This is a genomic window from Paenibacillus sp. J22FR5, from assembly GCF_059691975.1.
In genome coordinates this window covers 1-25,990 of the sequence record NZ_JCAUAN010000041.1, presented here as the reverse complement: position 1 = coordinate 25,990, position 25,990 = coordinate 1, and the positions used below count along the sequence as shown (strand labels likewise).

24 protein-coding genes, 1 pseudogene and 1 riboswitch are annotated in these 25,990 nt (G+C 49.2%); of the genes and pseudogenes, 13 read left to right on the top strand and 12 right to left on the bottom strand.

The window, feature by feature from the left end; genetic code table 11:
• The first annotated feature begins 10 nt into the window (after nt 1-10).
• The 3 genes from trxB (at nt 11) to tpx (ending at nt 1,934) form a co-directional block, all read left to right on the top strand.
• The gene (gene trxB / locus AC58P7_RS30470; RefSeq protein WP_497349677.1) at nt 11-979 is read left to right on the top strand and encodes a thioredoxin-disulfide reductase; all 969 of its coding nucleotides are present in this window, start codon (nt 11-13) and stop codon (nt 977-979) included.
• The gene (trxA, locus tag AC58P7_RS30465; RefSeq protein WP_497349675.1) at nt 969-1,280 is read left to right on the top strand and encodes a thioredoxin; all 312 of its coding nucleotides are present in this window, start codon (nt 969-971) and stop codon (nt 1,278-1,280) included. The genes trxB and trxA overlap by 11 nt, the downstream gene beginning before the upstream one ends.
• Before the next feature lie 123 nt (nt 1,281-1,403).
• Nucleotides 1,404-1,934, top strand: a complete 531-nt coding sequence (tpx, locus tag AC58P7_RS30460) for a thiol peroxidase (RefSeq protein ID WP_497349673.1) — start codon at nt 1,404-1,406, stop codon at nt 1,932-1,934.
• Nucleotides 1,935-2,375: 441 nt separating this feature from the next.
• On the opposite strand, the gene AC58P7_RS30455 is transcribed toward tpx, so the two are convergent.
• Nucleotides 2,376-4,748, bottom strand: a complete 2,373-nt coding sequence (locus AC58P7_RS30455; protein WP_497349671.1) for a UvrD-helicase domain-containing protein — start codon at nt 4,746-4,748, stop codon at nt 2,376-2,378.
• Nucleotides 4,749-4,845: 97 nt separating this feature from the next.
• Here AC58P7_RS30455 and AC58P7_RS30450 point away from each other — a divergent pair, with 97 nt between their 5' ends.
• The gene (locus tag AC58P7_RS30450) at nt 4,846-5,700 is read left to right on the top strand and encodes a YihY/virulence factor BrkB family protein (RefSeq protein WP_497349669.1); all 855 of its coding nucleotides are present in this window, start codon (nt 4,846-4,848) and stop codon (nt 5,698-5,700) included.
• Between the two features lie 57 nt (nt 5,701-5,757).
• On the opposite strand, the gene uvsE is transcribed toward AC58P7_RS30450, so the two are convergent.
• Both uvsE and pyk read right to left on the bottom strand, forming a co-directional pair.
• Entirely contained in the window at nt 5,758-6,705 is a 948-nt protein-coding gene (gene uvsE, locus AC58P7_RS30445) for a UV DNA damage repair endonuclease UvsE (RefSeq protein WP_497349667.1), read from the bottom strand.
• Between the two features lie 218 nt (nt 6,706-6,923).
• Entirely contained in the window at nt 6,924-8,336 is a 1,413-nt protein-coding gene (pyk, locus tag AC58P7_RS30440) for a pyruvate kinase (protein ID WP_497349665.1), read from the bottom strand.
• A gap of 126 nt (nt 8,337-8,462) precedes the next feature.
• Between pyk and AC58P7_RS30435 the strand changes: the two genes are divergently transcribed.
• Nucleotides 8,463-9,245: a helix-turn-helix transcriptional regulator gene (locus AC58P7_RS30435; protein ID WP_497349663.1), complete on the top strand. Its 783-nt coding sequence runs from the start codon at nt 8,463-8,465 to the stop codon at nt 9,243-9,245.
• Here the strand turns inward: AC58P7_RS30435 and AC58P7_RS30430 are convergent, their stop codons facing one another.
• The gene (locus AC58P7_RS30430; protein WP_497349661.1) at nt 9,246-9,977 is read right to left on the bottom strand and encodes a DUF3105 domain-containing protein; all 732 of its coding nucleotides are present in this window, start codon (nt 9,975-9,977) and stop codon (nt 9,246-9,248) included.
• 183 nt (nt 9,978-10,160) lie between these two features.
• Between AC58P7_RS30430 and AC58P7_RS30425 the strand changes: the two genes are divergently transcribed.
• The 4 genes from AC58P7_RS30425 (at nt 10,161) to AC58P7_RS30410 (ending at nt 14,893) form a co-directional block, all read left to right on the top strand.
• Nucleotides 10,161-11,606 (top strand): methyl-accepting chemotaxis protein, encoded by a 1,446-nt coding sequence (locus tag AC58P7_RS30425; protein WP_497349659.1) that lies wholly within the window; start codon nt 10,161-10,163, stop codon nt 11,604-11,606.
• A gap of 62 nt (nt 11,607-11,668) precedes the next feature.
• A riboswitch (TPP riboswitch) is annotated at nt 11,669-11,778 on the top strand.
• Between the two features lie 136 nt (nt 11,779-11,914).
• Nucleotides 11,915-12,511: an ECF transporter S component gene (locus AC58P7_RS30420; RefSeq protein WP_497349736.1), complete on the top strand. Its 597-nt coding sequence runs from the start codon at nt 11,915-11,917 to the stop codon at nt 12,509-12,511.
• Nucleotides 12,512-12,515: 4 nt separating this feature from the next.
• Entirely contained in the window at nt 12,516-14,105 is a 1,590-nt protein-coding gene (locus AC58P7_RS30415) for an ABC transporter ATP-binding protein (protein ID WP_497349657.1), read from the top strand.
• On the top strand, nt 14,096-14,893 hold the full coding sequence (locus AC58P7_RS30410; RefSeq protein WP_497349655.1) for an energy-coupling factor transporter transmembrane component T family protein: 798 nt from the start codon (nt 14,096-14,098) through the stop codon (nt 14,891-14,893). The genes AC58P7_RS30415 and AC58P7_RS30410 overlap by 10 nt, the downstream gene beginning before the upstream one ends.
• Nucleotides 14,894-14,989: 96 nt before the next feature.
• On the opposite strand, the gene AC58P7_RS30405 is transcribed toward AC58P7_RS30410, so the two are convergent.
• Nucleotides 14,990-15,370 carry a YuzC family spore coat inner layer protein gene (locus AC58P7_RS30405; RefSeq protein ID WP_497349653.1) on the bottom strand — a complete coding sequence of 127 codons (381 nt, stop codon included), beginning with the start codon at nt 15,368-15,370 and terminating at the stop codon, nt 14,990-14,992.
• A gap of 662 nt (nt 15,371-16,032) precedes the next feature.
• Here AC58P7_RS30405 and AC58P7_RS30400 point away from each other — a divergent pair.
• Nucleotides 16,033-16,620, top strand: coding sequence for a nitroreductase family protein (locus AC58P7_RS30400; RefSeq protein ID WP_497349734.1), 588 nt, complete (start codon nt 16,033-16,035; stop codon nt 16,618-16,620).
• 88 nt (nt 16,621-16,708) lie between these two features.
• Here AC58P7_RS30400 and AC58P7_RS30395 read toward each other — a convergent pair whose 3' ends face one another.
• The 7 genes from AC58P7_RS30395 to AC58P7_RS30365 all read right to left on the bottom strand — a co-directional run bounded on the left by AC58P7_RS30395 (nt 16,709) and on the right by AC58P7_RS30365 (nt 24,869).
• Nucleotides 16,709-17,623, bottom strand: coding sequence for a pseudouridine-5'-phosphate glycosidase (locus AC58P7_RS30395; protein WP_497349651.1), 915 nt, complete (start codon nt 17,621-17,623; stop codon nt 16,709-16,711).
• 4 nt (nt 17,624-17,627) lie between these two features.
• Complete coding sequence (locus AC58P7_RS30390; protein WP_497349649.1) at nt 17,628-18,758, bottom strand: carbohydrate kinase; 1,131 nt, start codon at nt 18,756-18,758, stop codon at nt 17,628-17,630.
• Nucleotides 18,759-18,909: 151 nt separating this feature from the next.
• Nucleotides 18,910-19,305, bottom strand: coding sequence for a hypothetical protein (locus tag AC58P7_RS30385; protein ID WP_497349647.1), 396 nt, complete (start codon nt 19,303-19,305; stop codon nt 18,910-18,912).
• Between the two features lie 173 nt (nt 19,306-19,478).
• Entirely contained in the window at nt 19,479-22,073 is a 2,595-nt protein-coding gene (locus AC58P7_RS30380; protein WP_497349645.1) for an Ig-like domain-containing protein, read from the bottom strand.
• A 183-nt stretch (nt 22,074-22,256) separates the two neighbouring features.
• The gene (locus AC58P7_RS30375; RefSeq protein WP_497349643.1) at nt 22,257-23,546 is read right to left on the bottom strand and encodes a glycosyl hydrolase family 18 protein; all 1,290 of its coding nucleotides are present in this window, start codon (nt 23,544-23,546) and stop codon (nt 22,257-22,259) included.
• A gap of 372 nt (nt 23,547-23,918) precedes the next feature.
• Nucleotides 23,919-24,215, bottom strand: a complete 297-nt coding sequence (locus AC58P7_RS30370) for an alpha/beta fold hydrolase (protein WP_497349641.1) — start codon at nt 24,213-24,215, stop codon at nt 23,919-23,921.
• Between the two features lie 72 nt (nt 24,216-24,287).
• A complete protein-coding gene (locus AC58P7_RS30365) occupies nt 24,288-24,869 on the bottom strand; it encodes a TetR/AcrR family transcriptional regulator (RefSeq protein ID WP_497349639.1) in 582 nt (193 codons plus the stop codon).
• Between the two features lie 192 nt (nt 24,870-25,061).
• Here AC58P7_RS30365 and AC58P7_RS30360 point away from each other — a divergent pair.
• From AC58P7_RS30360 to AC58P7_RS30350, 3 genes and pseudogenes are all read left to right on the top strand, one after another.
• Nucleotides 25,062-25,262 (top strand): annotated as a pseudogene (locus tag AC58P7_RS30360) (YiaA/YiaB family inner membrane protein); the annotation flags it as partial.
• A complete protein-coding gene (locus tag AC58P7_RS30355) occupies nt 25,254-25,538 on the top strand; it encodes a YiaA/YiaB family inner membrane protein (RefSeq protein ID WP_497349732.1) in 285 nt (94 codons plus the stop codon). The pseudogene AC58P7_RS30360 and the gene AC58P7_RS30355, both read left to right, overlap by 9 nt.
• Nucleotides 25,539-25,623: 85 nt before the next feature.
• On the top strand, nt 25,624-25,990 hold a 367-nt coding region (locus AC58P7_RS30350; protein ID WP_497349637.1), incomplete at its 3' end, for a hypothetical protein.

The following is a 25,990-nucleotide window of genomic DNA, read 5'->3' as shown; positions in this document are numbered from 1 at the left end:
AGGCATTCCTATGCATCACAAAGCGATTATTATCGGAACAGGACCTGCGGGACTAACCGCAGCTATTTATTTAGCGAGAGCGAACATGTCACCGCTTGTTATTGAAGGGATACAGCCAGGTGGTCAGTTGACCACGACGACAGAGGTAGATAACTTCCCAGGTTTTCCGGATGGGATCACGGGACCAGAATTGATGGATAACATGCGGAAACAGGCATTGCGTTTTGGGGCTGCGATCCAGTCTGGACGAGTGAAGGAGGTTGATTTCTCCAAACGTCCTTTCACCTTGTTTCTAGAGGATGGCGGGCAATTGACCGCTGACTCAGTAATTATTTCGACAGGTGCAACGGCTAAGAAATTAGGGATACCTGGTGAAGCCGACAATATCGGCAAAGGTGTGAGTACCTGCGCAACGTGTGATGGATTTTTCTTCCGCAACAAAAAAATTATCGTCATCGGCGGCGGCGACACCGCAATGGAAGAGGCGCAGTTCTTGACGCGATTCGCTTCCGAAGTGCGTGTTGTGCATCGCAGAGATGATCTTAAAGCTTCGAAAATCATGCAAGATCACGCTCGCGGCAACAGCAAAGTTGCTTGGAGCCTAAACCGTACACCACTTGAAGTGGTAGCGGGGCCGATGGGTGTGACTGGACTGAAAGTCCACAACAACGCCACAGGTGAAGAGGAGCTGTTGGAAGCTGACGGGATTTTCCTAGCGATCGGGCATACCCCGAACACGGGGTTCCTTGGCGGGCAGCTGCCTACGGATGAGCTCGGTTACCTGCAAGTGATACCGGGCACTTCACAAACGACGATACCAGGGGTGTTCGCTTGCGGCGATGTGCAGGATCGGATCTACCGCCAAGCGATTACGTCAGCAGGCAGCGGATGTATGGCCGCGCTTGATGCTGAACGATTTATATCTGAGCATGCTTCACAAGAACATGAACTACAAGGAGGAATGAGCTATGTCCGTTAACCACATTTCCGATGCTACTTTTCACAATGAAACCCAAACCGGTACCGTCCTCGTCGATTTCTGGGCGCCATGGTGCGGCCCGTGCAAGATGATCGCTCCGATCTTAGATGAACTCTCAGCCGAACTCGGCGAGACTGCCAAAATTGTCAAAATCAACGTCGACGATAACCCAGCATCCGCTGAACAATACAACGTAATGAGCATCCCGACTTTACTCGTTTTCAAAGACGGGCAAGTGGTGAATCAACTGGTTGGCGTGCAGAGTAAAGAGAAGTTGAAGGCTGTTATTGCTGGGGCTTAAAGAAAGCTTGGACCAACCAATAAAGCTAGACCCCATATGGAAAATAGAAGCATACCTCTTAACCTCTCGGTTCCACGGAATTAAGCAAACCAAATCCATTCATATATCTAGGAGGACTATACAATGACACAGACACACGTACAAGAACGCACAGGCATCGCTACCCTTGGAGGAAACCCGATCACCTTGCTGGGACCTGAAATCAAAGTGGGGGATCAAGCGCCTGATTTTAAAGTAAATAAAGACTTGATGACCGAAGTAAGCTTGGCAGATTATGCAGGCAAAATAAAGCTGATCTCCGTTGTCCCATCCGTTGACACAGGGACATGTGACGCCCAGACTCGCCGCTTCAATGTGGAGGCCGACAAACTAGGCGATGATGTCGTCATCTTGACGATCTCCGTGGATCTTCCTTTTGCTCAAAGTCGTTTCTGCGGCGCCGCGGGTATTGATAAAGTTGTCACCCTTTCGGACTACAAAAATCGTTCTTTTGGTCAAGCCTACGGCGTGCTTATCAAAGAGATTCAACTGGATCAGCGTGCGATCTTCATCGTGGATGCGAATGACACCGTCCGTTATGTGGAGTATTTGACTGAAATGAAGGATCACCCGGATTATGATGCGGCTCTAAGTGCGTTGAGAGAGTTAGTTTAAGAGGCAGAGGATTAGTTGCAAAATGTAGAGATGAAAGAAAGAGCAGTGATCCTTGGGGGATCGCTGCTCTTTTGATGTTGAAGAAAGTGAACAATCTAATTTGTATAAGTGCTTGCACGTGGAGCAGTCGATTAACATTTGAGTTACTTAGGTGCGAATTCGGCGAAAGCTTGTGACAAAGGGAACGAGGATGCGCTATTTGTGCGAAAATAAGCGTAAGGAACAAGAAGAGGAACGTAGATACGCTATTTTGCTGTTTTAAGCCTCAAAACGGCTAAAAATGAACAAATAGCACACTCACGTTCCTCTTGAATAATAGTTGGAGCGAAATCATCGAAGTAGCGCACTGACGTTCCGCTCGCGTGGATTCGAGCTACGTAGGAGAGGGGCCGTGAGACAATTCGGACGGTGCGAGCGAGTAAAGTCGCACAGCCGCAGCCGCTACCGCCGCGACAGCGCGATCTCGCGGCTGCCCTTCACCATGCCCGTGCCGCAGAGCGGGCACGCCTTCGCCGCGAGTCGTGCCTCCTGCGGCGAAGAGATCCGCGACCAGGCTTTGCAGCCGGCCGCGCCGCACAACCAAGCCGCGACCCGCTCGGTCGCGGGCGCAGAACCGGCAGCAGGCGCACCCGCCGCTGCCCTAGCCCCAGCCACGGCTCCGCCGGTGGCTGACCGGCCTCCGGCCGCCGCTCCGCGAGCGGCCGCACCAGACCCAGCCGCTGGCTTGTCGCGGCTGGTCACAACCCCGTCCGCGCCAGGGAACGCGGACAATAAGAACCGGGAAGGCTCCGCCTTCTTCCCGCGATAAAACGCCGGCGAGCTGATCAGCAGCTCGCCTTTCGCCCTCGTCACGGCGACATAAGCCAGTCGCCGTTCTTCCTCCAGCGCCGCGGTTCCTTTGTCGCGCCCCGCAACGCCCGCCATTTTGACATCGTCCAAATGGCCCGCATCCAGTGCCGAGCTATGCGGCATATTGCCCTCAATCGCACAGAGCAGGTACACGATCGGGAACTCCAAGCCCTTCGATTTATGAATCGTCATGAGCGAGATTTTGTCCGCAAAATGCTCTTTCGGCAATCGACTCATTTCCGTGCGTTTTTCCGCCACTTCATGGATAAAATAAAGGAACTGCTCCACGGTATTAAATCGCTTGGCTGAGGACTCCAGCTCGTCCAGCGTTTCCTTCAGCATCTCGCGATGCTGCGTGAGCTTGCTGCGCTTGTTGGTCTCTAGGAACGCATCATAGAAATCTTTGCGAATCGCCTGAATCGCCGCCAGCGGCGTCATCTCTACGAGTGATTTGATCAGACGGATGCGGGCTTTCAGCTTTTCTTTCTGAAAATCCTTCAACTGCGGAAGGCCAAGCAGATGGATTAAAGGCCACTTTTTCGCCTGAATCGCTTCCCCATCTTGAATAATACGCATGCCTTGGTCTCGTCCAATATATAATGAGGGGAGGACGCCTTCGATGGCTTCGAAATTCCGACGCTCATGAGCAATCCGCAAATGGTCAATAATCGGCTTCACCATCCACTGCTCATAGAACGAATCATTGGTGCCATAATCCACAAAAGGGAGGTTATGCAGGATGAGTTGCTCAATAATAGCCCGACTGTTACTCGCTGTTCGATACAGAATCGCGAAATCCCCATACTGGCTGCCGCTTTCGGCGACTTTAAGCCGAAGATCGTTAATTAACCAATCTGCCTCGTCATCGCTGTTCGCAGGTTTAACATAATGCGGCTTTTGGGTACTTTCCTTTGTTGCCAGAAGTGTTTTTGATTTTCGCTGCACGTTGTGCTTAATAATCGCATTCCCCAAACCAACAATACTCGACGTTGACCGGTAGTTGATATCCAGCGTAACAGTAGTCGCGGCGGGGTACTGCTCATGGAATTGTAAAATAAATTCATTTCTCGCCCCATTGAACGAATAAATCGTCTGGTCATCGTCACCCACAACCATCAAATTCTGGTGGGCTGCAGCAATCATTTTAATAATTTCATACTGAACCGTATTCGTATCCTGGAATTCATCGACGCTGATGTACGTGAATTTTCGCTGCATGGAGCGGAGAATATCGGGATTTTGAAGTAATAACTGATAGGCTTTGATCAAAATATCATCGAAATCGATCTTCTGCTGTTCCATTTTCCATTGTTCATACTGCAAGAAAATCTTCTTTACTTCCTGCTCTTCTTCTGTGACTTCGGGGAGATCTTCGACCTCGATGAGCTGCATTTTGTAGGAGGAAAGGAGCGTAATAAGCACCTCAGGCTGATACGTATCCTGCAGGCCCATACTAAGCATGATCCGCTTAAAAACAATTTGCTGAAAGCGGCCATCACTCAAAATCTCCTGCTGCAGCCCGTTCATCCGCAGTAATCGCAGGCAAAAAGCATGAAACGTCCGCACCTGCATCACATTCGTCATACGGGCATGAAGACCAGGCATCGTTGTGAGACGTTCCCGCATTTCTTCAGCTGCTTTTTTCGAAAAAGTAATCAATAACAAATTGGCAGGCTGTACCTGATGGACACGAAGTAAGTAAGCGACTCGGCACACAAGTACCGTCGTTTTCCCAGAACCGGCCCCAGCTAGCGTAAGTAGAGGCCCTTTGTAATGGCGTACAGCCTTGATTTGAGCTTCATTCAGCAGGATGCCTTGCTCCTCAAGATCACGGAAAAAATAAGCATCCGAATCCGTATTCGGTACCAGTCCCGTGCTATTCGTAAGAAGCGCCATCTTCGCATGGGGCATGGAGCGCTCTGAACTAAAGCTTAACGGCGTTGTATACATAGGAAGGGAATTCATGTGACCACCTGTTTCATGACAATGTTTCTTACAAGAATTCAAGACTGAACCATCTATTTTACCACAAATATGGCCGTATGAAAGGAAAACTAGACGTATGGTTAAATCTTACGCTAAATTGTTGTGGAGACAGTTCAATGAGCATGATGCGACGGGACTAGCCGCGCAGTGTGCGTACTATTTTCTGCTCTCCCTGTTCCCGTTATTGCTGTTCGTTATGAGCTTATTGGGGTACTTACCCTTCTCCTCTGACGATGTGGTTAGCTTAATCAAAGAGTACATTCCGGGTGCCGTAGCAGGCTGGCTTGAGGAAACACTCACTAATTTGCTCAATGTCAAAAGAGGAGGAACGCTGTCCTTCGGTTTAATCTTGGCCTTAGTGAGCGCCAGTGCGGCAATGAATGCGATTGTGCTCGCAGTGAATAAAGCGTACGGTCTGCCAGCGCGTAAAAGCTTCATCCATTCTCGCTTTCTTGCTGTCATGCTCACGTTGGGGATGCTGATAGTGATCATATCGGCTTTGCTGCTCAGTGTTTTTGGCCATTGGATCGGGGATTGGACCGCTGTTCATATTCATATTGCCGCTGCTCATATCGAGCTGTGGAACAATCTACGCTGGATTGTGAACTTTGTCATTATTTTCGTCGTTTTTATCGGGATCTACTACATCGCGCCGAACACCTGTTTATCCTGCAAAAGTGTGCTGCCAGGCGCACTTTTCGCAGCCGTTGGCTGGCAAGGTACGTCGCTGGCTTTCTCCTTCTATGTTAACAGCTTCACGAATTATAGCGCCACGTATGGGAGCATCGGGGGAATCATCGTACTGATGACCTGGTTTTACATCTCAGCGCTCATTATCATTATTGGCGGCGAAATTAACGCTTTACGCCATGTGAAAAACGTAAATCTCTCGAAGGCAGCTATCGATGCGACGACAAAGAACCGCTTCTGAGATCATCAGGAGCGGTTCTTTTTTTGTTACCTGGGTACCGGCGGCTCTTGCGCAGCCTCACCAACTCAAAACCCCGCCATCCAGCCGCTTAACGCCGCGGATTTTTCCAAGCTGCTCGGCTAAGTGGAACAGGGCTAGATCCTTCACCTTCGCTTCAATCATGACGTCGATGCGGGGGAGATCGATCTCTTTGCATCTTTTGAGAAAAGCGGTTAGCATCTCTGGCTCAATATAGTCCGAGTGGGAGCGAAATTCCTTCTCGCTCTTGGGCGAGGAGACGTGGATCTTCATCGGCAGGTCGCCCCATGTCTGCGCGATCTGAGGGAGCAGCTCGATGGGGGACACCGCCGAGGGATTGCACCAATCGTGGTGCAAATCCAGCATGCACGGTCGCTGCAGCTTCTGACTCACAGCGAGCGTTTCTTCGAGCGTATACGTCTTGTCATCGTTCTCAAACGTAAGCCGCCGCATCGCATGCTCAGGCACCTTCGGTGCGTTGTCGAAGAGCTTCTGCGTCGCGGCTGCCTTATTGCCATACACACCGCCAACGTGGATGTTGATTATGGCGGTCTCATCCAACCTCATGCCGTCCAAAATCGCCGCATGATAATTCAAATCGTCGATGGCCGCATCGACGACCTTATCGCTCCCATTCAGGAGCGTAAATTGATTCGGATGCATGCTGAGCCGGATATCATGCTCCTTCGCGAAGTCACCGAGCTTGCGAAGCTCGTCTGCGTACTCAACGGCAACATCAATCCGCACATCCGGATGCGTAGCCAACGGAATTAGCGCGGACGAGAGCCGAAATAACCGTATGCCATGAGCCGCATTGTAGTAGAGAATGCGCTGTGTCGCTTGGAGGTTTTTGCGGCCAATCTCAATGGCACGCTTCATCGCTTCATCGCGCGGCCGCTCGGAGAAAAGCTTATATGTGAAGGTCGAGCTAGGGGTGTTATTAAAAATAGCCATGGCGGTAGATACGAATCCAAGTCGAATAATCACCTGTTGCCTCCGTTGCTCGATAGTGAAGAGTTACTCTAGTGTACCCTTTTTCCTCGTTAGTTTTCTAACTAATTGAGGAGCTCCGTCTTCGAGGTCAATCCAGCAAAGTCTAACTGAGAGTATGAAAACCAAAAACCTCCCACTCCACCGGACAAAGGTGGAAGGGAGGCTTATAATCAGTTGCAGCAGAACGCGAAACCAGTACGGAACCCTAATCTCTAAACCCGCTCAACCTTCAACAGGTTGGTCGTACCGGATTTCCCAACCGGAATACCGGCAGAGACGACAGTGAGGTCGCCTTTTTTCACATAACCAAGCGTCTCCGCTTGGTTGATCGCAGAGCGGATCATCGCGTCTGTCGATTCGCAGAATTCACCAAGAACAGGGATGACGCCCTGCACCATGCTCAACTGGCTGATAGCGTGTTGGCTGTTCGTTACCGCAATAATCGGTGCTTCTGGGCGGTATTTCGCGATCATCCGCGCCGTGAAGCCAGTCTCTGTCGGTGTTAGAATCGCCGCAGCATGCAGCTTGTTCGCGGAGGATACAACCGCTTGGCACAACACTTCCGTGATTTCGTTGTTGGACTGAAGCTGTGCATCAACCAAGGAGCTGCGCACCATGGTTTGCTCAACGCGCTCAGCGATGGTTGCCATCATCGTCACGGACTCGATTGGGTATTTACCGGCAGCAGTCTCACCTGAAAGCATCACAACGTCACTGCCGTCAAGCACGGCGTTCGCCACGTCACTCACTTCAGCACGAGTCGGACGCGGGTTGCGTTGCATGGAATCCAGCATTTGCGTAGCTGTAATAACTGGCTTGCCAGCTAGGTTACAAGCGCGAATCATATCTTTTTGCGCGATCGGAACTTCTTCCGTTGGAATTTCAACCCCAAGATCGCCACGGGCAACCATGATGCCGTCGGAAGCTTCCAAGATGGAAGCGAAGTTCGTCATGCCTTCTTCGTTCTCAATTTTGGAGATAATCGGTGTCAATCCAGCGCCGTGCTGCTCTAGTAGAGCGCGAACCTCACGAACATCGTTTCCGTTACGAACGAAGGACATGGCGACGATTGAAATATTTTCCTCAACACCGAATTTGATGTGCATGACATCGCGCTCTGTCACACCCGGCAAGGATGTACGTACGCCTGGCAAGTTAACACCTTTGCGCTGCTTCAACTGAGCTGGGTTCAAGACGCTGCAAGTAACTTCTGTACCATCGATCATTTCAACACGCAGTTCAATGGATCCGTCGTCGATCAGTACAAGATTGCCTGGCTTAACATCCTGCGGCAGGCCTGGGTAGTTCACGGATACGCGGCTGGAGTCGCCGATAATTTGTTCCGTCGTCAAGACGATGCGATCGCCCGTTTGCAGATCATAAGAAGCATCTTTCAATTGACCGATGCGGATTTCAGGACCTTTGATATCCATTAGAATCGGGATGATAACGCCCATTTCTTGTGCTGCTTGGCGCACACGCTGAATACGACCGCGGTGCTCGTCCAGATCACCATGAGCCATATTCAATCGCGCGACGCTCATGCCAGCACGAATTAATTCTTTCAGGGTAGAGATGGAGTCACACGCGGGACCCATAGTACAAATGATTTTCGTTTTACGCATTGGTGGAGGACTTCCTTTCGAATGTGAGAGATTAGTTGGCTTCATTATATGCCTTATTGGTGCGAGTTTCTATGAACTATAGTATAATATATGTAATATAGTATGATAAAAGGTGGCGAGGATGGCATGAAGCTAACAGGCTTCCACTATGATAAAAGCAGCACATGGAACGAGGAACAGCCGAATAACCGTCCGGATTGGACGCTTATTTTCGTGATCTATGGCCGCTGTGTGTACTGGATTCACGAGAAAAAACAAGTGCTGGAGAAAGGACAATGGCTGCTCATTCCGAGTGATACCCTATATTATGGGCGAAGTGTGCCTACGAAAATTCATGAGAAATTTGTGCTGCATTTCGATGCACAGACAGCTTCGGATATTTTTCCGCTGCTCCAACAGTCGTCCTACACCTCTCGACTAACAGGCAAATTCGACATTATCGCCGACCGGCTGCGCTTGATGTACCGAGGGTGGCAAGACAAACAGCCCTATTACCAGGCGCTGTGTGAAGCGCACTTGCAAGAGCTGTTTGTGTATCTTGAGCGGGAGTGGGATCAAGTGGCCACACTATCTGCAACCTCACTTCTCGTGGAGCAAATGAAAGGGTATATTCAGAATCATTACCGCGAGCATGTAACCAAGGACGAGTTGGGCGCCTGCATTAGCCGATCGCCGAATTATGCAGCGTCCCTTTTCCGCCAGGTAACGGGTCAAACCATCAGCGAATTCGTTCATGTCACGAGGATCAAAACTGCCGTGTACATGCTGCGGCATTCCGCACTGACCGTAACCGAAATAGCCGAGTTCATCGGCTATAACGATCCTTCTTATTTTTACCGCGTATTCCGAAGAATTACGGGCTTAGTGCCGACTGAGCTGGTTTCAGATCGTGAAACGATTCGTAAATAACTACATGGTTCCGCCGCCAAGACGCACGTTCGCTGGAATTTGCTCAGGACCTTTGTTGATATAGTCGTGAATAAACGTACCAACGCTAGCTTCATCGAATTTGGCGAGGGGCATTGTTTTCGTCCAAGCCGTTACAACAACCTCTTGATCTGCGGGAACGTCAGGATTTGGAACTGCGAGAACACCTGCGCCAGCCGACGTGAAGTGGGTCAAGTACTCGATTTGATCGAGCAGCTCCTTCGGTGCATCCGGATGATAATGGATGATGATATCGCCATGCTCCAGGTTGTGGACAAGCTTCTCATAAGGGGGTCTCTCCTTATAGAAACCGAACTTCAAATCGTGGGGGCTATGCGTACCCGAGGTAGGGATTTTCATCTCATACATCAAGGTGCCATCCTTGTGATCGCGTCCATAATCTTTATCCGTCGTGACTTGAATAGGTGCTTTGAAATTAAGCTTGTCTAGACTATATTTGCTGGCGGAGCTTTGAATGAGCGAAGTGCCTACACTGCCTATTGCGATAATGAGCAGGGCATGTGAAATGAGGAGCCAGGTTTTATGCTTCTTTTTCAAGGCTTGCTTTTCGGCTTTTTTCAACCGAGAGGTGTTATCTTTGTTAATTCTTGCTGCCAGCACGTAGCCAATAATCGCTGCAATGAGTATGGCTAGTCCGATAAAGAGCAACGTTGTCATCGTTTCAGTCCCCTTCTGCATCGTGGAATGATCCATCTTGGATAAGCTTCCTTATTGAAAAATAATGAAGACACTACAAATTGTAGTTTTTCTACTGGGTAGAAGTCAACTTCTAATGAGATCCTGATTTTGGAATTTAAAATAGAGGGGTTGGAGACCTACTTGTTGAATAGTGTAGGAAAATGTCTAAACTTGTAGATAGAAATTAGGGGGAGTACGATGTCTGATCAACTGCTCGAATTAAACAGAAGGAATAGCTTAATGGTAAAGCTTTTATGGGCGTGTCTTGCACTTGGGCTTGCGGCTGCGTATACGTCTGTATCCATGATGATAACCATTGTATCGGCCGGCGTACCGATTGCCATCTTATGCTCGATATTAACTTGGAAGAAGATTGCAATTCTTTATACGAAGTATATTATTACGTTCGGGCTTAGTGTGATTTCCTATTTTTTCATGTCGCATAGTTCATCGTTATTTGGCCTTTTTATTTTGTACCTAAGCTTAGCCCTCATTTCTTTATATATGGACTACAAACCGCTTGTGCTGAATGGTGTGCTAGGGCTGATTAATATGAACTATTACATAACAACGCTGACTCCACATGTGGATCCGATCGGGGTAAATCTTTTTTATTTGCTCACCATTATGATACTCATCGGTCAAGGCCAAATCGGTACAAGAATGCTAACTAACGTTGTTAGAAGCGTGAAAGAGACCGAGCTATCTCGGATAAAAACGGATGAGGTACTGTCAGGTGTGCGCACGACAACAGAAGTGCTTGGTATATCAAGTGGGAAATTGCAAGAGAATGCCGCGGTGACAGGTAGAATTACAGAGGAAGTTGTTGCTGCTTTTCAGGAGATTACCATCGGTATTGAGTCACAAGCTTCGAGCATTAACGATATTACGACGGCTATTCAGAATGTGAATGAGACGGTTGAACAGACCACTGCGGCATCGAATACGATGAGCAGCAGATCCCGTGACACGGCGAGAATGACGAATGAAGGCAAGACGCAGATGGAAGATTTGTCACTCAAAATCAATGATATTACTGTCATTGTGACGGAGACCTCCGGCATCATGAATGAAGTGAACGAAGAAAATGTGAAAATCGGTAACATTGTTTCCACGATTGCGGATATCGCTAACCAGACGAATTTGTTATCACTCAATGCATCTATCGAAGCTGCTCGTGCAGGTGAGCATGGGAAAGGCTTTTCCGTTGTTGCTAACGAAATTCGGAAGTTAGCGCAAAATGCCCACATCGCATCAACGGATATCTCAGAGATCTTAGGTTCTATTCAGTCGAAGGTCGGTATTGCTGTTGAGAAGGTTGCCGTTGGTTTTACAGCTGTAGAATCAGGGAAGAAATCGACAGATAGTGTGAACCAACTATTCGAGGTCATCAACACGAATACAGCGGAAGTGATGGAGCAAGCAGAGCACCTGCAGCGCATGAATCAACAATTGCAAATCTCATCGCAGCGTGTTGCAGATGAGATGACGTCCGTTGCAGCGATCACAGAGGAGTCTGCGGCTTCCGTTCAGGAAGTGCTGGCTAGTGCGGAAGTGCAGCAGCATCGCGTGCAGGATATTGTGGACAGCATCCGCCAATTGAACGGATTAACGCAGGATCTGAAGCATCTAATCGAGAAATAAATCGCCTAGTGGGAAAAAAAGGATTGCCAAAAAGCTGGCAATCCGCTACAGTTAAGCCAAATGAATAGCAACACGGGTGCTTGATGAAGTCAGGCTGAGATAGTGGCCCTATGCCACTGACCGTTAATCTGATCTGGATAATGCCAGCGTAGAGAACTAATGTGCCATTTTTGCACTAAGTTTAAGCCTGCCGTTAATCCGGTGGGCTTTTTGTGTCCTTAGGGGACGATGGAGCGATTTACCCTAGGTTGGCGTGTTCGCCTATCTCATTGACAAATATGGTTTGGGGAAAAGGAGTCGATTTGAAAATGGCACAGCAAGCAGCTAGTAAAAAAGGGTTAAAGTTGACCGACATTTTGATCACGATCGTGATATCCGCGGTGTTCGGGGTGATTTATCGAATTTGGGGACCGATTTATGATCTGTTAAAGCCGCTAGGCTTGCATGCGGAGCAGTTGAGCTACGGTATGTGGTTTATGGCCGCAACGTTCGCGTTCCTCGTCATTCGGAAGCCAGGGGTTGCGCTATTAGCAGAAGTGGCAGCAGCGACGATTGAGGCGCTATATGGCGGTTCATGGGGTGTGGCGACGCTTGTGTTTGGTTTGCTTCAGGGGCTTGGGGCGGAGCTGGTATTTGCTGCCTTCCGTTACCGCCGCACAAATGTAGGGGTTACGATTCTCGCAGCCTTCGCTTCAGCCATCATGTCCATTTTTGTAGATACCTACTACGGCTATATCGATCAGCTTACCTTCTGGAATTACATATTGTTTATTAGCTTGCGACTACTGGGCAGCGCCTTAATTGCCGGCGTGTTCGCCTACTATTTAACTAGTGCATTGTCACGCACGGGTGTGCTGAATCTGATTCGCCCCGTTTCCAAAAAAGATTACGACGTACTGGGGTAACAAGATGAGTGAAGGAATGAGCGTTACGAATCTACGGTTAAAATATCCCGGCGATGACGCCCCCCTGATCTTTCAGGGGGTTTCCTTTTCCATCGAGCCAGGTGAGAAAGTGCTGCTTCTGGGGCCAAGCGGTTGCGGCAAATCGACCCTGCTGCAGGTGCTTAGCGGCATTGTTCCTGACATGATTGAGCTTCCGCTCAAAGCGGATGAGATTCGCCGGCCTAGCCGATGGGGCTATGTATTTCAGGATCCGGATACGCAGTTCTGTATGCCATATATCGACGAAGAAATTGCATTCGTGTTGGAAAATCAGGAAGTGCCGCGGGAAGAAATGCCTGCGCGTATTCGGTATTATTTGGATCTAGTCGGGCTTCAGTTGCCCGATGCTCACATGCTGATTAGTACGCTGTCTCAAGGGATGAAGCAGCGATTAGCTATTGCTAGCGTACTTGCGCTAGAGCCTGAGGTGCTCTTCCTTGATGAACCCACAGCGCTGTTAGATGAAGAGGGCACAAGGCAGGTATGGGAGACAATTCGGGCGATTAGCACCGATAAAACACTTGTCATCGTGGAGCATAAAATTAGCGGGATGCTGGATCTACTCGACAGGCTGATCATTCTGACACCTGAGGGTGGGGTTTTGGCGGATGGCTCGCCGCAAGCTATTTTCCACGCGTATAAGGAGCAAATGAGGGAATACGGCATTTGGTATCCGGAGGTGTGGGAGGATTATGCGAAGGAGCGAGGGTCTGAACTCACTGTGGAAGAGATGCCACAGGAGGATTGGCAAGAGCAGGTGAGGGGGAATTACCGAGGGAGTGTGCCGGAACATCTGCCGGCGGATCTGGGGGAAGGCGGTCAATTGAGCACGCATCCTAGCATGCAGCAGCTAGAGCCTGTTATGGTCTTCCAGGATTTCATCGGGCTTCGCGGTGGGCAGATCAAGACCTCTGTGGATAACTTTAGCGTGTATCCTGGCGACTGGATCACCGTTGTCGGTGCCAACGGTGCAGGCAAAAGCTCGCTGCTCCTTGCCATCATGCGGCTCATACCGACCCGCGGAAGCTGCGTGATCGCGGGCGCCAAGGGCAACAAAGTCGAGCAGCTTGCGGAGCAAGTCGGCTTTGTGTTCCAGAACCCGGAGTTCCAGTTCGTCACGAACTCCGTGGAGGAAGAGCTGACCTATGGCCTGCTAGAGGGTCAGCAAGGGCAAGGGGCAAAGGCTGAGCTGCTGCTCCGGCAGTACGACCTGCTCGCGCTGCGCGAGCGGCACCCGTTCCAGCTCTCGATGGGCCAGAAGCGCAGGCTGAGCGTGGCGTCCGCGATGGTTCGCAGGCCACGCATCCTGCTGCTGGATGAGCCCACCTTCGGGCTCGATGCGCGCGGCACGCTGCTCATGCTCGAGGGGCTGGAGCGGCTGCGCGCCAGCGGGACGGTGATCGTGATGGTCACCCACGATCACGAGATCGTCCAGCGCTGGGCCACGCGCGTCTGGCAGGTCGAGGCGGGGCGCATCACGGAAAGCGTTCCAAAGTCGCTGCCAGCTCAAGCAGCGCATGTCGCCACGGGAGGTGAGCCGCTGCTATGCAAATAACGTTCAGCTTTCGTGAAACGTGGCTGCATCGCGTGAATCCGGGTGTGAAGTTGGTCTTGGCGATTCTGCTATTCATCGTGGTCGTCTTCACACATAACATCAACACGATGCTGATCTTGACGTTGGGCGCGCTATTACCGCTGGCTCTATTGTCAGGTCATCCTGCGAAAAGACTGTTGCTGTATGCTTCGCCATTTCTGCTGATCTTTGTGTCATCCGCTGCCGGGATGATGATGTTCGGTACGGGCGATACGCTTTGGTATCACCTCGGGATTATTCGAATCACGGAGGAGAGTTTCTACCGTGGCATCCATCTTGGCCTGCGCGGGCTGCAAGTAGCCGCCGTTGGCTTGCTGTTTAGCTTAACTACGCGGCCCGTGGCGTTATTTTACGCGATGATGCAGCAGTGGAAGGTCGCACCGAAGTACGCGTACAGCTTCCTGGCGGCATTACGCATGCTGCCTGTCATTCTTGAGGAGCTGCAGACGCTTCGCTATGCGCTCAAGGTCAGGGGCAAGCGCAAGCAGCGGAATCCACTCGCATCGTGGTATACCACGATGCGGATGATCGCCATTCCACTGCTGGCTCAAAGCATTCGCCGTGCCCATAGGACAGCGATAGCCATGGAAGCGAAGCGTTTTTCGATGAGTCGTAAACGCACGTATTATTATGTATCTTCCTATTCTAGGTTAGATGTGTATTACAGCCTTTATTGGATCGTGTTAGTCGCTGCTGCCCATTGGTTGGCGGTTACGTGGCCGCTCTTGGGCAGCGTAGACGTTCGTTGAGGCCCTGGTAGCAGCCAATCAAAATCTAAGAGAGCGCCTACGCAGCAAAGAGCAATCCTTACCCCGCATATGTGGGGGGGGATTGCTCTTTGCTCATTATTCGCCCCATTTGAGTGAAAGAGTCAGCTGACAACAGGGGTGTGTTTCTGCGATGTGAGGACCGAGAGTAAACTGAATAGCACTTGGTGTGTAGCTGGTTACGATGGCGGATTTACAGCCAAAGGTGTGTACGATACGGTCTACTTCTTTTTGATTGCCGCTCTGGGCACTCATCATTAATTGATTGGCGATCTTAGGGTCCGCCAGCTTGCTGATAACGATGGAAGCATCCTTCACCAAATGCTCAGTGGAAACGATCGAGCCAGAGAGCATTTTAGTATTAACAGGCGGAAAGTTGCGGTCCCACGCCCAGTAAGGTGCGTAGTGGTAAGGATGAGCAGGATACTGATGATACTGAACGGGGGGATACGGGTACAAAGTTGGGTCGTTGTACATCGAGACCGACCCCTTTCTGTAAAATGATGATCACTAGCAATATATGTGAGATGTAGGCGAGTGTGCATGGGCTGATCTGGTGTTTCGTTGGACAGGACAACTGTGAGGGAGAATGCGAACCAACTCGATTGGAGCAAAAGGACTACTAGCAACCTTTCTGCCAACGGATAAAAAGCTGAACATGACGAATTAGTCGTCGAGAATGGGCTGACTGAGAATGATAATTATCCTCATATACTAACTTTTAATTAACTGCTTTTAAAATATAAGTAAGGTGGTTGTGGTTATAATAAACACAAGGAACACAACATTCGGAGGAGGTAGATATCATGGGTAAATGTGCATGCGGAAACACGCAAAACGCTGAGGGGAACTGCGACGGTTCACACGCTAAAAAAGACAAATAAGGTTTGGCACATAGAATATTTATAGGAGGACTCCACGAGGTTAGGCTCGTTGGGGTCCTTTTTGTGTTTGGGCTGGTGGTTGATGCGTATATTTATAAAAATTGAAAATAAGGGTGGGACCATGTACATTAAATTTAGATGAAAAACGTAAATGGGTGTTACGGCCAAGGCATGGCAGCGAACGGCTCTGCGAGTGAACTAGCTGCAAATAATTTAACCGAAGTGGGAGTGGGAAGCATGGATGTGAAAGAAGCGATTCGCCAGCGTCGCAGTATTGGGAAACTCAAGCAGGACCCCATCGCGCACGCACTTATCGAGGAGATATTGGAAGCCAGCGTCTGGGCACCGAATCACGCGAATACCGAGCCATGGCGGTTCTGGGTGATGTCGGGTGAAGGCAGAAAGCTGCTGGGACGCGGGTATGCTGAGGTCGCCGTGGCAGAAGCGAAAGCAGGTGCGGATGGGGCACTTACCGATGAAGAGGAAGAGCAGCTGCGTAGTAGCAGTGAGAAGAAAGCGTTCCGAGCTCCGCTCGTCATCGCCGTGGCAGTCTCGCCTGCCGAGAAGCCAGTCGTGCCGGTGATCGAGGAGTATGCGGCTGTTCACTGCGCCGTACAGAACATGATGCTGACCGCACATGCTTTGGGATTAGGAACCATCTGGCGTACGGGCGATCCAACGTATCATCCGAAAATGCAAGAGAACTTCGGGCTCGTGGGCAAAGAAGAGATGGTTGGTTTCATCTATATCGGATACCCTGAGGTCATTCCGACGAAGGCAGCGCGCGTACCATTTGCACAAAAAACGCAATGGATTACGGAGTAATTTACTCAAATAAGAAGGGACATCCCTCTCTGAAGATGAACTGCGCGTAATGCGTCTATCATCTGAGAGAAGTGATGTCCCTTTATTTTTAGTTCTTCAGTGCAACCGCAATCCTAGCAGCGGTTTGCGCGTTGTGGTAAACGAGCGCGATGTTCGTCTCCAAGCTGCGCCCTTCGGTCAGCTGTTTAATCCGCGCTAGCAGGAAAGGCGTGACCTTCTTGCCGGTCACGTTTTGCTCTTTGGCCTCATTCAGCGCTTGCTGGATGACGGCTTCGATTTCGACATGGTCCATAGCGGATTCCGCAGGGACCGGGTTAGCGATGACGGCGCCGCCGCTCAAGCCTAGCTCCCACTTCGTGCGGAGCATAGCGGCCACGTCTGTCGCCTCATCGAGGCGGAAGTCTACGCCGTAGCCGCTTTCGCGGGCGTAGAAGGACGGGAACTCGCTCGTTTGGTAGCCAACCACCGGCACGCCGTGGGTTTCCAAGTACTCGAGTGTACGCCCAATATCGAGGATCGATTTCACGCCGGCGCAGACGACGGCGACGTTCGTTTGCGCTAGTTCCGTCAAGTCAGCGGAGACGTCCATCGAGGTTTCACCCTCGCGGTGAACACCGCCGATGCCGCCGGTAGCGAACACTTCGATGCCAGCTAAAGCAGCGCCGATCATCGTTGCGGCTACCGTTGTCGCGCCGATTTTACCGGAGGAGAGGATGTACGGGAAGTCGCGGCGGCTCACTTTTTCCACATGACCATTCGTCGCGAAAGCTTCGAGCTCCTGCTCGTTTAAGCCGATCTTGATTTTGCCATCCATGATGCCAATCGTTGCAGGAACAGCGCCATTATCGCGGATAATTTGCTCCACCTTTTTCGCCATTTCGATATTTTGCGGGTATGGCATGCCATGAGAAATAATCGTCGTTTCCAACGCTACGATCGGTTTATTGTTTGCGAGAGCTTCTTTCACTTCGTCGGTAAAAGTTAAGTATGAGGTAGGTAACATGAGTTTAATCTCCTTTAGTCATGGTGTGTATCGTAAGTTGTAAGCGATCCTCGTTCAGCTCGCTGGACGTGGATTGACTGGTTTGCAGGGTAATATGCGCAGCGGCAAGGCCGTATTCACAGGATCTCAAATAGGTTTCTTGACGAGTAACGCCGTAGACAATACCGGCCAAGAAAGCATCGCCTGCTCCTGTAACTTCGACGACTTTGGTTGGGATCGGAAGGAACAATCGTTCGCCTTCTTCACCTACGTACAGAACACCTTTGCTGCCTAGCGTAATAAAAACATGCTTCACGCCGCGTTCTCGAATGACTCTAGCAATTTTCGTGTGGTCAGGCTCTAAATAGTACATATCGACCACATCCTGATCCATAGTCAGTGGTGTATGGGCTAGCTGAACCGCTTCTTCTAGATTTGGAAAAATAGCCGTCACACCGGAAAGGTCACTTGGAAGCTTTTTCGCCTTCTCCGAGGAAACAGGATCGATGAAGAGAGGGATATTCTCCTCCTGACATCGACGAATTAGCTCCTCCAATGTGTCACTAGGTAGATTCGTATCCGCGATTATGAGCTTGGCAGCAGCAATATGAGACCATTTGTCCCGGAGCATCGCAGGCGTGAATTTATCATAAATGTCCATATTGGCAAAAGCGAGAAACATCTCCCCAGATGTGTCGAGGAGTGCGGTGTAGGACCCGGTGTTCTCGCCATTCAGCACAATGGCTTGACTGACATCGACGCCTCGACGCCTCGTTTCTTCGAGCACCCACTGGCCTGCTTTATCGTCACCGACTACCGTTAGGAGAGCCGTTTGGCAAGCCAATCCGGCTAAGGCTTCTGCGATGTTACGAGCAACGCCTCCGCAGGACTCAGTAACCGTCACGGGATTGGAGGAGGCCAAGCGGATAGCTTGCTTGCTTATGGCTTTGCTGTCAAGATTCGCACCACCGATGCAGAAAACGATCTGCTCATCCGAGGTGACATAGGCTCTGCCACGAATTGTTCCTTTTTTGGTGAGCGCAGCAATATAACCAGCCACGGCGGATCGGGAGATGCCGATCATACCCGCCATTTCATGCTGGGAAATGAATGGATTTTGACGGATAAGCGCTAGGATTTGCTGTTCACGATCCATGGAAAACTCCCCTTTTCGTCGTTCTCTACTTATCTTATCGCACCGTCAAACAAAAGTCTATCGAATAAACAAAAGTTTATCTGGGCATGCGAAAAAGCCCGTCCCCAGACCAGGAACTAGGCTCTTATAGGCTCCTTAGATGATATGCCAGTTATTTCGAGTACGTAGAATTGGAACGCGATCCAAGCCCAAGCAAGCCAAGTAAGCCCAATAAACCGAGGTAGCTGTACCAGTGCTTCGTTTTATCTTTGGGTGTAGCGACAGACTGCGCTTTCAGGGCGGAGACGTTCAAAGCTGTTGGCGGTGTAATACCGTAAGCAGCAGCATGCCCGTTCAGGCTGTTTGTTTGTAGGAAACGGGTGTCTGCCCCAGGCATACCAAAGGGATTGGTCTGATACATAGTGGCAGAGCCGGTCTTCAAGCTTTGCAGGTTGTCAGTTTGTGATTGATGTTGATCATGCGCATGCAGCCGATATTGATGTGCTCCAAGCAGAAGAGAGAAAGTAAGAAAAGAAATAGATGCTAATTTGAAAGATCGGGTAACCATTATCCATACCTCCAGGTATTGGTATTCAGTAGATAGGGGTCATTCGGTGTAGGTAAGCATATATTCCCCCGTGTACGAGAAGTTATGCATGAAGGTGTGGATGTCCGTTCTATGAACATGCAAAAGAACCGTCTCCCCTTAGATAACCTAGGAGGAAACGGTTCTTCATAGCGTCACTTTGTAACAGTCACTTGGACTGTTGTTCGCATGTTGGCGTACGAAATGGTAATACGTGCTGTACCTTTGCCAGTTGCTTTAATAATACCATCCTTAACGTCCGCGATCATGATGTTCGACGTGGTCCATAATGCAGGCTTCGTCACATCTTCTTCCGATCCGTCTGTATACGTAGCCAATGCTTCCACATTAGCTGTGGCACCGTCTTTAAGTGTAAGTTTAACAACATCGGTTTTCAAATATTTCAAAGCATCGATTTCGACTGGGATCGCAACTGTTTTACCGCCAAAGGAGCCAGTAACCGTTGTTTTTCCTGACGCAGTCGCTGTGAAAAGCCCTTTTTCCACAGATCCTAGCTTGTAAGAACTGACTTTCCATACGGCAATATCCGTCACATCTTTCACCGTACCATCGGACAATGTCGCAGTTAAATTCAACTGTGTTTGAGTGCCGCTCTTGGTGACAAAGTAGGATTTACTAGCAGTTAGGCCATCAATCACGCCGATTTCTACCGGAATGGTAATGCTTTTACCGCCATACGTTGCCGTGATGGTCGCTTTGCCGCGGGCTACTGGTGTTACGAAACCTTTGGATACCGTAACAATGCTGCTGTTGCTTGTTTTCCACTCAGCCTCGCTCGTTACTGTATGTGCTGCTTCGTTAGCATCCGTTGCTGTAAGTGTGATGATTCTTGTTTCATTCAGATCAAAAATCAGACTGGCTACATTCGCTTTCAACTCACTTGCCATATCGACTTGCACCGGAATGGTTACCGTTTTGTCGTCTAGTTGTGCAGTCAGTGTCGATTCACCGGATGCGATCGCCTTCACGACACCTTTATCAACCGTTACTGATTTAACGTTGCTGCTTGTCCAGATAACATCAGCGGTCACATCGTTTTCCGTGTCATCGGTGTACAAAGCTTCTGCTGTGAGGGTGACAGAGGCGCCCTTCTTCATAATGAGCTTCTCTTCGCTTACCGTAAGACTCTTCAAAACGCCTACAGAAACTTGAATCACAGCTTTACGTGTTCCATATGCAGCGGTCACGGATGCAGCCCCTGTAGCAGTCCCCGTAATTGATCCACTACTAACCTCAGCAATATCTTTGTCGCTAGTCGCCCACTCCGCTTTCTCCGTAACGTCGACTTCGCGGCCGTCTTTAAAATAAGCAGTCAACGCCACATTAGCGGAATCTCCGATTTGCATATTGACGATTTTCTGAGAGGCTTTAATGATCGTAGGCACATCGACATCCACTTCGGTCGTTGTTGTTTTACCGCCATAGGCTGCGGTTACTTTGGCAATACCAGCTTTATACGTCGTAATATTTCCTAGGCTGACAATGGCGATATCTTCATCATCAACGCTCCAAGTTGCGCTATCGGTCACGGTAGACGTGGTTCCATCCGCATAGGTTGCGCGTAGAACAAGCTGATGCGTTTCGCCTGTTTTCAAAGTAACCAGATCTGTATCCACAACCAAACGGCGAGGAACTTCAACGTCCACTTTAGCCGCAACTACTTTTTCTCCATACTTCGCAAGTACGGTTGCTTCACCGATCGCATTGCCAATGAGTTGGCCCTTCGTCACCTGAACGATATCTTCATTACTAGACGACCATTCGGCGCGATCAGAAATATCCGTCGACGTTCCATTGGCATACGTAGCTGTAAGCTTTAAGGAACCTGTCCCATTTTTCTTAAGCAAAATGCTTTGTTTATCTAATTCAAGTTTCACTGTGCTGTCTACATCAACGGCTATTGTTGTTGATTTGGTACCGTAGGTAGCTGTCAAAGTTGCTTTCCCGACACTATAACCCGTAATCGTACCTTTCAACGCATCCGCTACGGTTGATTTGTCCGTTGTCCATACTGCTTTGCTAGATACGTCATCTACGGAGCCATCAGGATAGGTCGCCATAAGCTTAATCTTGGTCGTACCATTCAGGAGTAAAGAAACGCTGGTTTTCTCAGCATCGAGACGACGTACAACCTCGACATCGACGTCCAGAACGAGAGATTGATTCATATAGGTAACTGTAATTGTGGCGCTTCCGGGATTTTGTCCTTTGACTAAACCGTTCGTCACCGTTGCGATTGAGCTCGAATTGACCGTGTAATCGGCTTTACTTGTTACATTTTCCGAAGTGCCATCTTCGTAGTAAGCCGTAATCGTCACTTGATCCGTTGCATTGAGACGAAGATCAAGGGCTTGCTTATCCGTAGTTAATGATTTTACTTTCTTGCTGACCGTTATCGTAACAATTTCCGTTTTACCCATATAGGTAGCCGTAATGACGGCTTTACCTTCTTTCTTGGCCGTAACGACACCTGCATACACAGATGCTACATCCGTTGTGCCAGAATTCCAGTCTGTTTTGACGGTAGCATTCTCTGTGGAGCCGCTGACAAAGATAGCAGTTGCCGATAAGTTGGCCGTATCGCCGACTTGTAAGCTAAGTTCATTTTTGTTCAAAACCAGCTTAGAAATTTCATCTGCTGCCAGCGCACTTCCTGTGAAAATAGCCTGACTTGCTAGAATGAAAATAACGATCAGGGACAACCATTTACTATGCGTAAATCTCTTCATGCTTCATTTCCCTCCATTAAAGCTGTTGCTAGAATCTGATTATGAAAATATATCTATTTTCATCGGCATTTCATGGAGGAAAATGAAGGGAAATCACAAGTGGGCTTGCTGAAAGTTTGCTGAATATGTCGAAAAAAAGAAAAGCCCATCTTTCACGCGCTTGCGAGAAGGGGGCTTTATGTGTTAACCGCGCTTAACAATTTTAAAATTATCTTCAAGCAACAGCCAGTTTTGCGGAAATTTGAGCCCAAGCTTCCAATAGCTGATCCCGCGAAGGCCGAGTTCTTGAATCAAACGGAATTTGGCCTGAATTGACCGAGCATCCTCAAACCAAACTGTGTGCTCCTTGCCCGCGTCATCCCAATAGTTAAAATGCGGCGCTTGTGCGGTGTAGTCATACAGAATTTGCGCGTTATATTTGCGGGCCAAATCGATTGCAGCTTGAGGAGAAACCGCTTTGGCGTAGGCGCCTCCTTGGACAAAAGGCAGTGTCCAGTCGTAGCCGTACAGATTTTGCCCCATCATGATTTTGGAGGCAGGCATTTCGCTCCGAGCGTAATCCAGCACCTTACGAACGGGTCCAATAGGAGAAACCGCCATAGGCGGCCCCCCGCTGTAGCCCCATTCATACGTCATGATGATGACAAAATCGACAATTTGGCCATGCGCTTTATAATCATGAGCCTCATACCAAGCTCCAGCTTGGGTGGCACTTGTTTTTGGCGCAAGCGCGGTGGAAATCAGATAGCCTTTGCGATGAAAACGATCCGCCGCTTTGCGCAGGAACTTGTTGTACGCCTCACGATCAGCAGGCAGCAGATGTTCAATGTCAAAATGAATATCTCTAAAGCCGAGCTGCTCTGCTGTAGTTTCGATGCTCTGGAGCAGGTGGTTTTGAACAGCTTCGTCGGTTAGGATAACGTGCCCCAGTTCTGCGCTAAATTGATCATTTTCGAGGTTGGTGACCACCATCATTAGGGTAACCCCGTGCTGTTGAGCAATTTCTCGTAGATTATTTAGAGGCGGATTGACCAAGGTTCCATCTCGTTTAATGCGGAAGGAGAAGGGAGCTAAGTATGTCAAATGAGGTGCGGCTTCGCGGGAAGCTTGAATCAGAACAGGTGACACATCCGCTCCCCTAGGCTCGACATAGGCATTCACCTCTGCTTGTTTGCGCGGGGTCGGGGGGATGTACAAACGAATCCCGCTGGGTAACGTTTGATATATCGTAAGTCCGTTGACGGAAGCGAGCGTATCTAGGTCAATGCCGAGCTTTTGTGCGATTCGGTAAAGGCCCTCCCCAGGCTGTACCCAGTAGTAGGAACCGACAATGGGTATAACCAATGCCTGTCCGATGACTAACGATTGACTGGGGGTCAACTCATTCGCCGCTGCCACCTCATCCACGGATACGCCATAGGCTTGGGAAATGCGATACAGCGTTTGTCCCTTTTGGACAACGTGAATTTGCATAGGGGTTTCCTCCTTTGAAATAAACGAGCCACCGGAAATGGCAGTCTCGGGGGTTGAAGAAGCAAAAAGTGATTCTGAGACCCCCAAAAATGGGAGGCTCAGAGAAATGGAGAGCCGGAAATGACTGTATCCGAGCCTACTTTTCTACCACATCAGGAAGTTTAAGTTTTCGGTTACCGAAAACTGCTTTCTGATTGGCAATAAAACTTACCTCTTAGACGCGGTCGCTCAACTGTGAATGGCCTCGATAAAAGGTTTTCTCATACATTATTCGCATAGTGGGCGATAGGTGTATGTTCTCGGTGAGGAAAATTAAATAGCTCGCTTATCTGCCTGAGAGATTCAGACGGATAAGCGAGCTTATGGCACAACTTACAGCCCTTGCTGCCGAAGCAGCTGGGCTGTCAGCTCCGGGTGCGAGATCGGGAAATGGTGCGCTTCCCCGATCTCGATCAAGCGGGCGGAGCGGAGCTCCTCCGCCAACGCAAATGCGCGATCCTGTGTACCCCACCTTTCCACACCATCCTCCCATCTTTGCCTCTTGCAAATCTGTTCCCAACGCGACCGCGACCGAACGAGCACGAAGACCGTGTGATTCTCACGTGAAAGCAGATCTAACGTGTGCGATCCAATAAACCCTGTTCCGCCAGTGATGAAAATATGTGCCAAATGAGTAGCCTCTCTAATCGTTGTTTGATAATCAATATTAGTACTATTTAGTACTAATATTGATTAAAAAAATTACTTTAGCAAATGGGCTAAAGTAGTGAAAGTTTGACCCAGCAAAGCTGGATCTTGATTCGCATGCTGCAGGAACAGAGCGCCTTCCAACGTGGAAACGATGAGTGCAGCGACAGCTTGTGTAGGAAGTGTGGGAGAGAACTCCCCTGTGTGTACACCTTCAAGGAGCAGGCTTTCAACCAGGTTCGTTTGATCCCGAAAAAACAGGGCCACCTTCCGTCTAAGTTCATCCGCCTCCTGCGGCATTTGGGTATACAGGGTGAGGAAAGGGCATCCGGCCAAAAAACGTGTTTCGGGGCCTGTCATGCTGTGAAGGAACAGGTCAAAACGCTCCTGCACACGTAAGTCCTTACGAGCTATGATGTCTTGCATCAGCTCTGTATAACTCTTGATAAGCTGATCAAGAATCGCGGTCAAGAGTTCCTCTTTACTTTTGAAATAATAGTAAATATTCGTCTTCGACACTGTGCTGACGAGCACAATTTCGTCCATACTGGTGGCCAAATATCCCTTGGTCAGAAAGAGATTCATGGCGGTCTGGAGTACAACATCACGGTTGGAACCTTTTTTTGTTTTTGTCATAAATAGTACTATACAGTACTAAAAAGAGAGTGTCAATTCATTCCACCTTATCTCGGTTTTGTATTAGGAAGTCTTAGGAGTAGGTACTATTGGAAAATAGTACTATTTATCAAGGACTGAGTGCCATATACTGAGTATCAAGAGCAAGTCAATGATAACGTTGCAGGGCAACGATAGGGGGATTTTAACATGATGAATCAGCGGAAACGGAATACAACAGCATTTACTTTTATGGCGTGGGCATCCTTTATTGGGGCTTTTGTGGCAATGTTTATTGGGATATATACACTCGAAGAATCGCTTAGCGTGAAGGGTTATTTTGCGGTATGTGCGCTTTTTCTCACCATGTCAGCCTTCGTACTGCAGAAGGTCATTCGAGATAATTTGGAGGATGGGTATGAATCCCGCAAACGGAATACAGCGGCTTTTACCTTTTTGGCTTGGAGCTCCTTTGCTCTAGCGTTGCTGGGTATGTTCATCGGGATCATTAACCTGGAGCAGCTGCTCTCTGTCAAAGGATACTATGCCGTAACGGCTTTGTTCCTGACAATGTCTTCATTTGTTCTGCAAAAAACAGTTCGAGATAACAACGATGACGATGCTTTGCATCCTGTGCAGCATGTGCAATCAGGTTCTCATTTGGGGGATAGCAAAGTAGAGGATCTATAGTTAGCCGAAGGTTAAGTTGTTCCTAAAATGAACATATTGCCAACCTCCCTATCATCTAGTAATCTATGGAAGGGAGGGATTTGGTATGATTAGGAAAATAAGTAAAGTTATCTCTTTATTAGTGATGATCGGCTGTCTTGGGTTTACCGTTCCTGTTTGGGGGGCTGCGAAAGCAGTAGATTCGGCTGTAACGTATGAAATGAAGGATATCTCTGTGCAGTATGCAGCGGAGTTTACCGCTTATCCTGTAGCAACGGTGGGCAAGCCAACTGTTTCCATGTCTGTTTACGATGCGGTTTATAGCAACGAGGCAAAGCCTCTGCAAGTGTTGTATGGCGTGGTTAAGCTCCCTCGATTTGATTTAATTTCCTCACGCAAGCTCGTGTATTCGCAGGATTTCATCCCTATTGGATTCGGTAAAAGAATAAAGAGAGTCAGGGCATGTTATGTTG

Bases quoted from the DNA above. Each gene is read 5' to 3' on its own strand.
- AC58P7_RS30380 (WP_497349645.1), bottom strand. From the start codon at position 22,073: ATGAAGAGATTTACGCATAGTAAATGGTTGTCCCTGATCGTTATTTTC.
- AC58P7_RS30450 (WP_497349669.1), top strand. From the start codon at position 4,846: ATGGTTAAATCTTACGCTAAATTGTTGTGGAGACAGTTCAATGAGCAT.
- tpx (WP_497349673.1), top strand. From the start codon at position 1,404: ATGACACAGACACACGTACAAGAACGCACAGGCATCGCTACCCTTGGA.
- AC58P7_RS30395 (WP_497349651.1), bottom strand. From the start codon at position 17,623: ATGTTACCTACCTCATACTTAACTTTTACCGACGAAGTGAAAGAAGCT.
- AC58P7_RS30425 (WP_497349659.1), top strand. From the start codon at position 10,161: ATGTCTGATCAACTGCTCGAATTAAACAGAAGGAATAGCTTAATGGTA.
- AC58P7_RS30400 (WP_497349734.1), top strand. From the start codon at position 16,033: ATGGATGTGAAAGAAGCGATTCGCCAGCGTCGCAGTATTGGGAAACTC.
- AC58P7_RS30385 (WP_497349647.1), bottom strand. From the start codon at position 19,305: ATGGTTACCCGATCTTTCAAATTAGCATCTATTTCTTTTCTTACTTTC.
- AC58P7_RS30375 (WP_497349643.1), bottom strand. From the start codon at position 23,546: ATGCAAATTCACGTTGTCCAAAAGGGACAAACGCTGTATCGCATTTCC.
- trxA (WP_497349675.1), top strand. From the start codon at position 969: ATGTCCGTTAACCACATTTCCGATGCTACTTTTCACAATGAAACCCAA.
- AC58P7_RS30420 (WP_497349736.1), top strand. From the start codon at position 11,915: ATGGCACAGCAAGCAGCTAGTAAAAAAGGGTTAAAGTTGACCGACATT.
- AC58P7_RS30430 (WP_497349661.1), bottom strand. From the start codon at position 9,977: ATGGATCATTCCACGATGCAGAAGGGGACTGAAACGATGACAACGTTG.
- AC58P7_RS30435 (WP_497349663.1), top strand. From the start codon at position 8,463: ATGAAGCTAACAGGCTTCCACTATGATAAAAGCAGCACATGGAACGAG.
- trxB (WP_497349677.1), top strand. From the start codon at position 11: ATGCATCACAAAGCGATTATTATCGGAACAGGACCTGCGGGACTAACC.
- AC58P7_RS30455 (WP_497349671.1), bottom strand. From the start codon at position 4,748: ATGAATTCCCTTCCTATGTATACAACGCCGTTAAGCTTTAGTTCAGAG.
- AC58P7_RS30415 (WP_497349657.1), top strand. From the start codon at position 12,516: ATGAGTGAAGGAATGAGCGTTACGAATCTACGGTTAAAATATCCCGGC.
- AC58P7_RS30390 (WP_497349649.1), bottom strand. From the start codon at position 18,758: ATGGATCGTGAACAGCAAATCCTAGCGCTTATCCGTCAAAATCCATTC.
- AC58P7_RS30410 (WP_497349655.1), top strand. From the start codon at position 14,096: ATGCAAATAACGTTCAGCTTTCGTGAAACGTGGCTGCATCGCGTGAAT.
- pyk (WP_497349665.1), bottom strand. From the start codon at position 8,336: ATGCGTAAAACGAAAATCATTTGTACTATGGGTCCCGCGTGTGACTCC.
- AC58P7_RS30365 (WP_497349639.1), bottom strand. From the start codon at position 24,869: ATGACAAAAACAAAAAAAGGTTCCAACCGTGATGTTGTACTCCAGACC.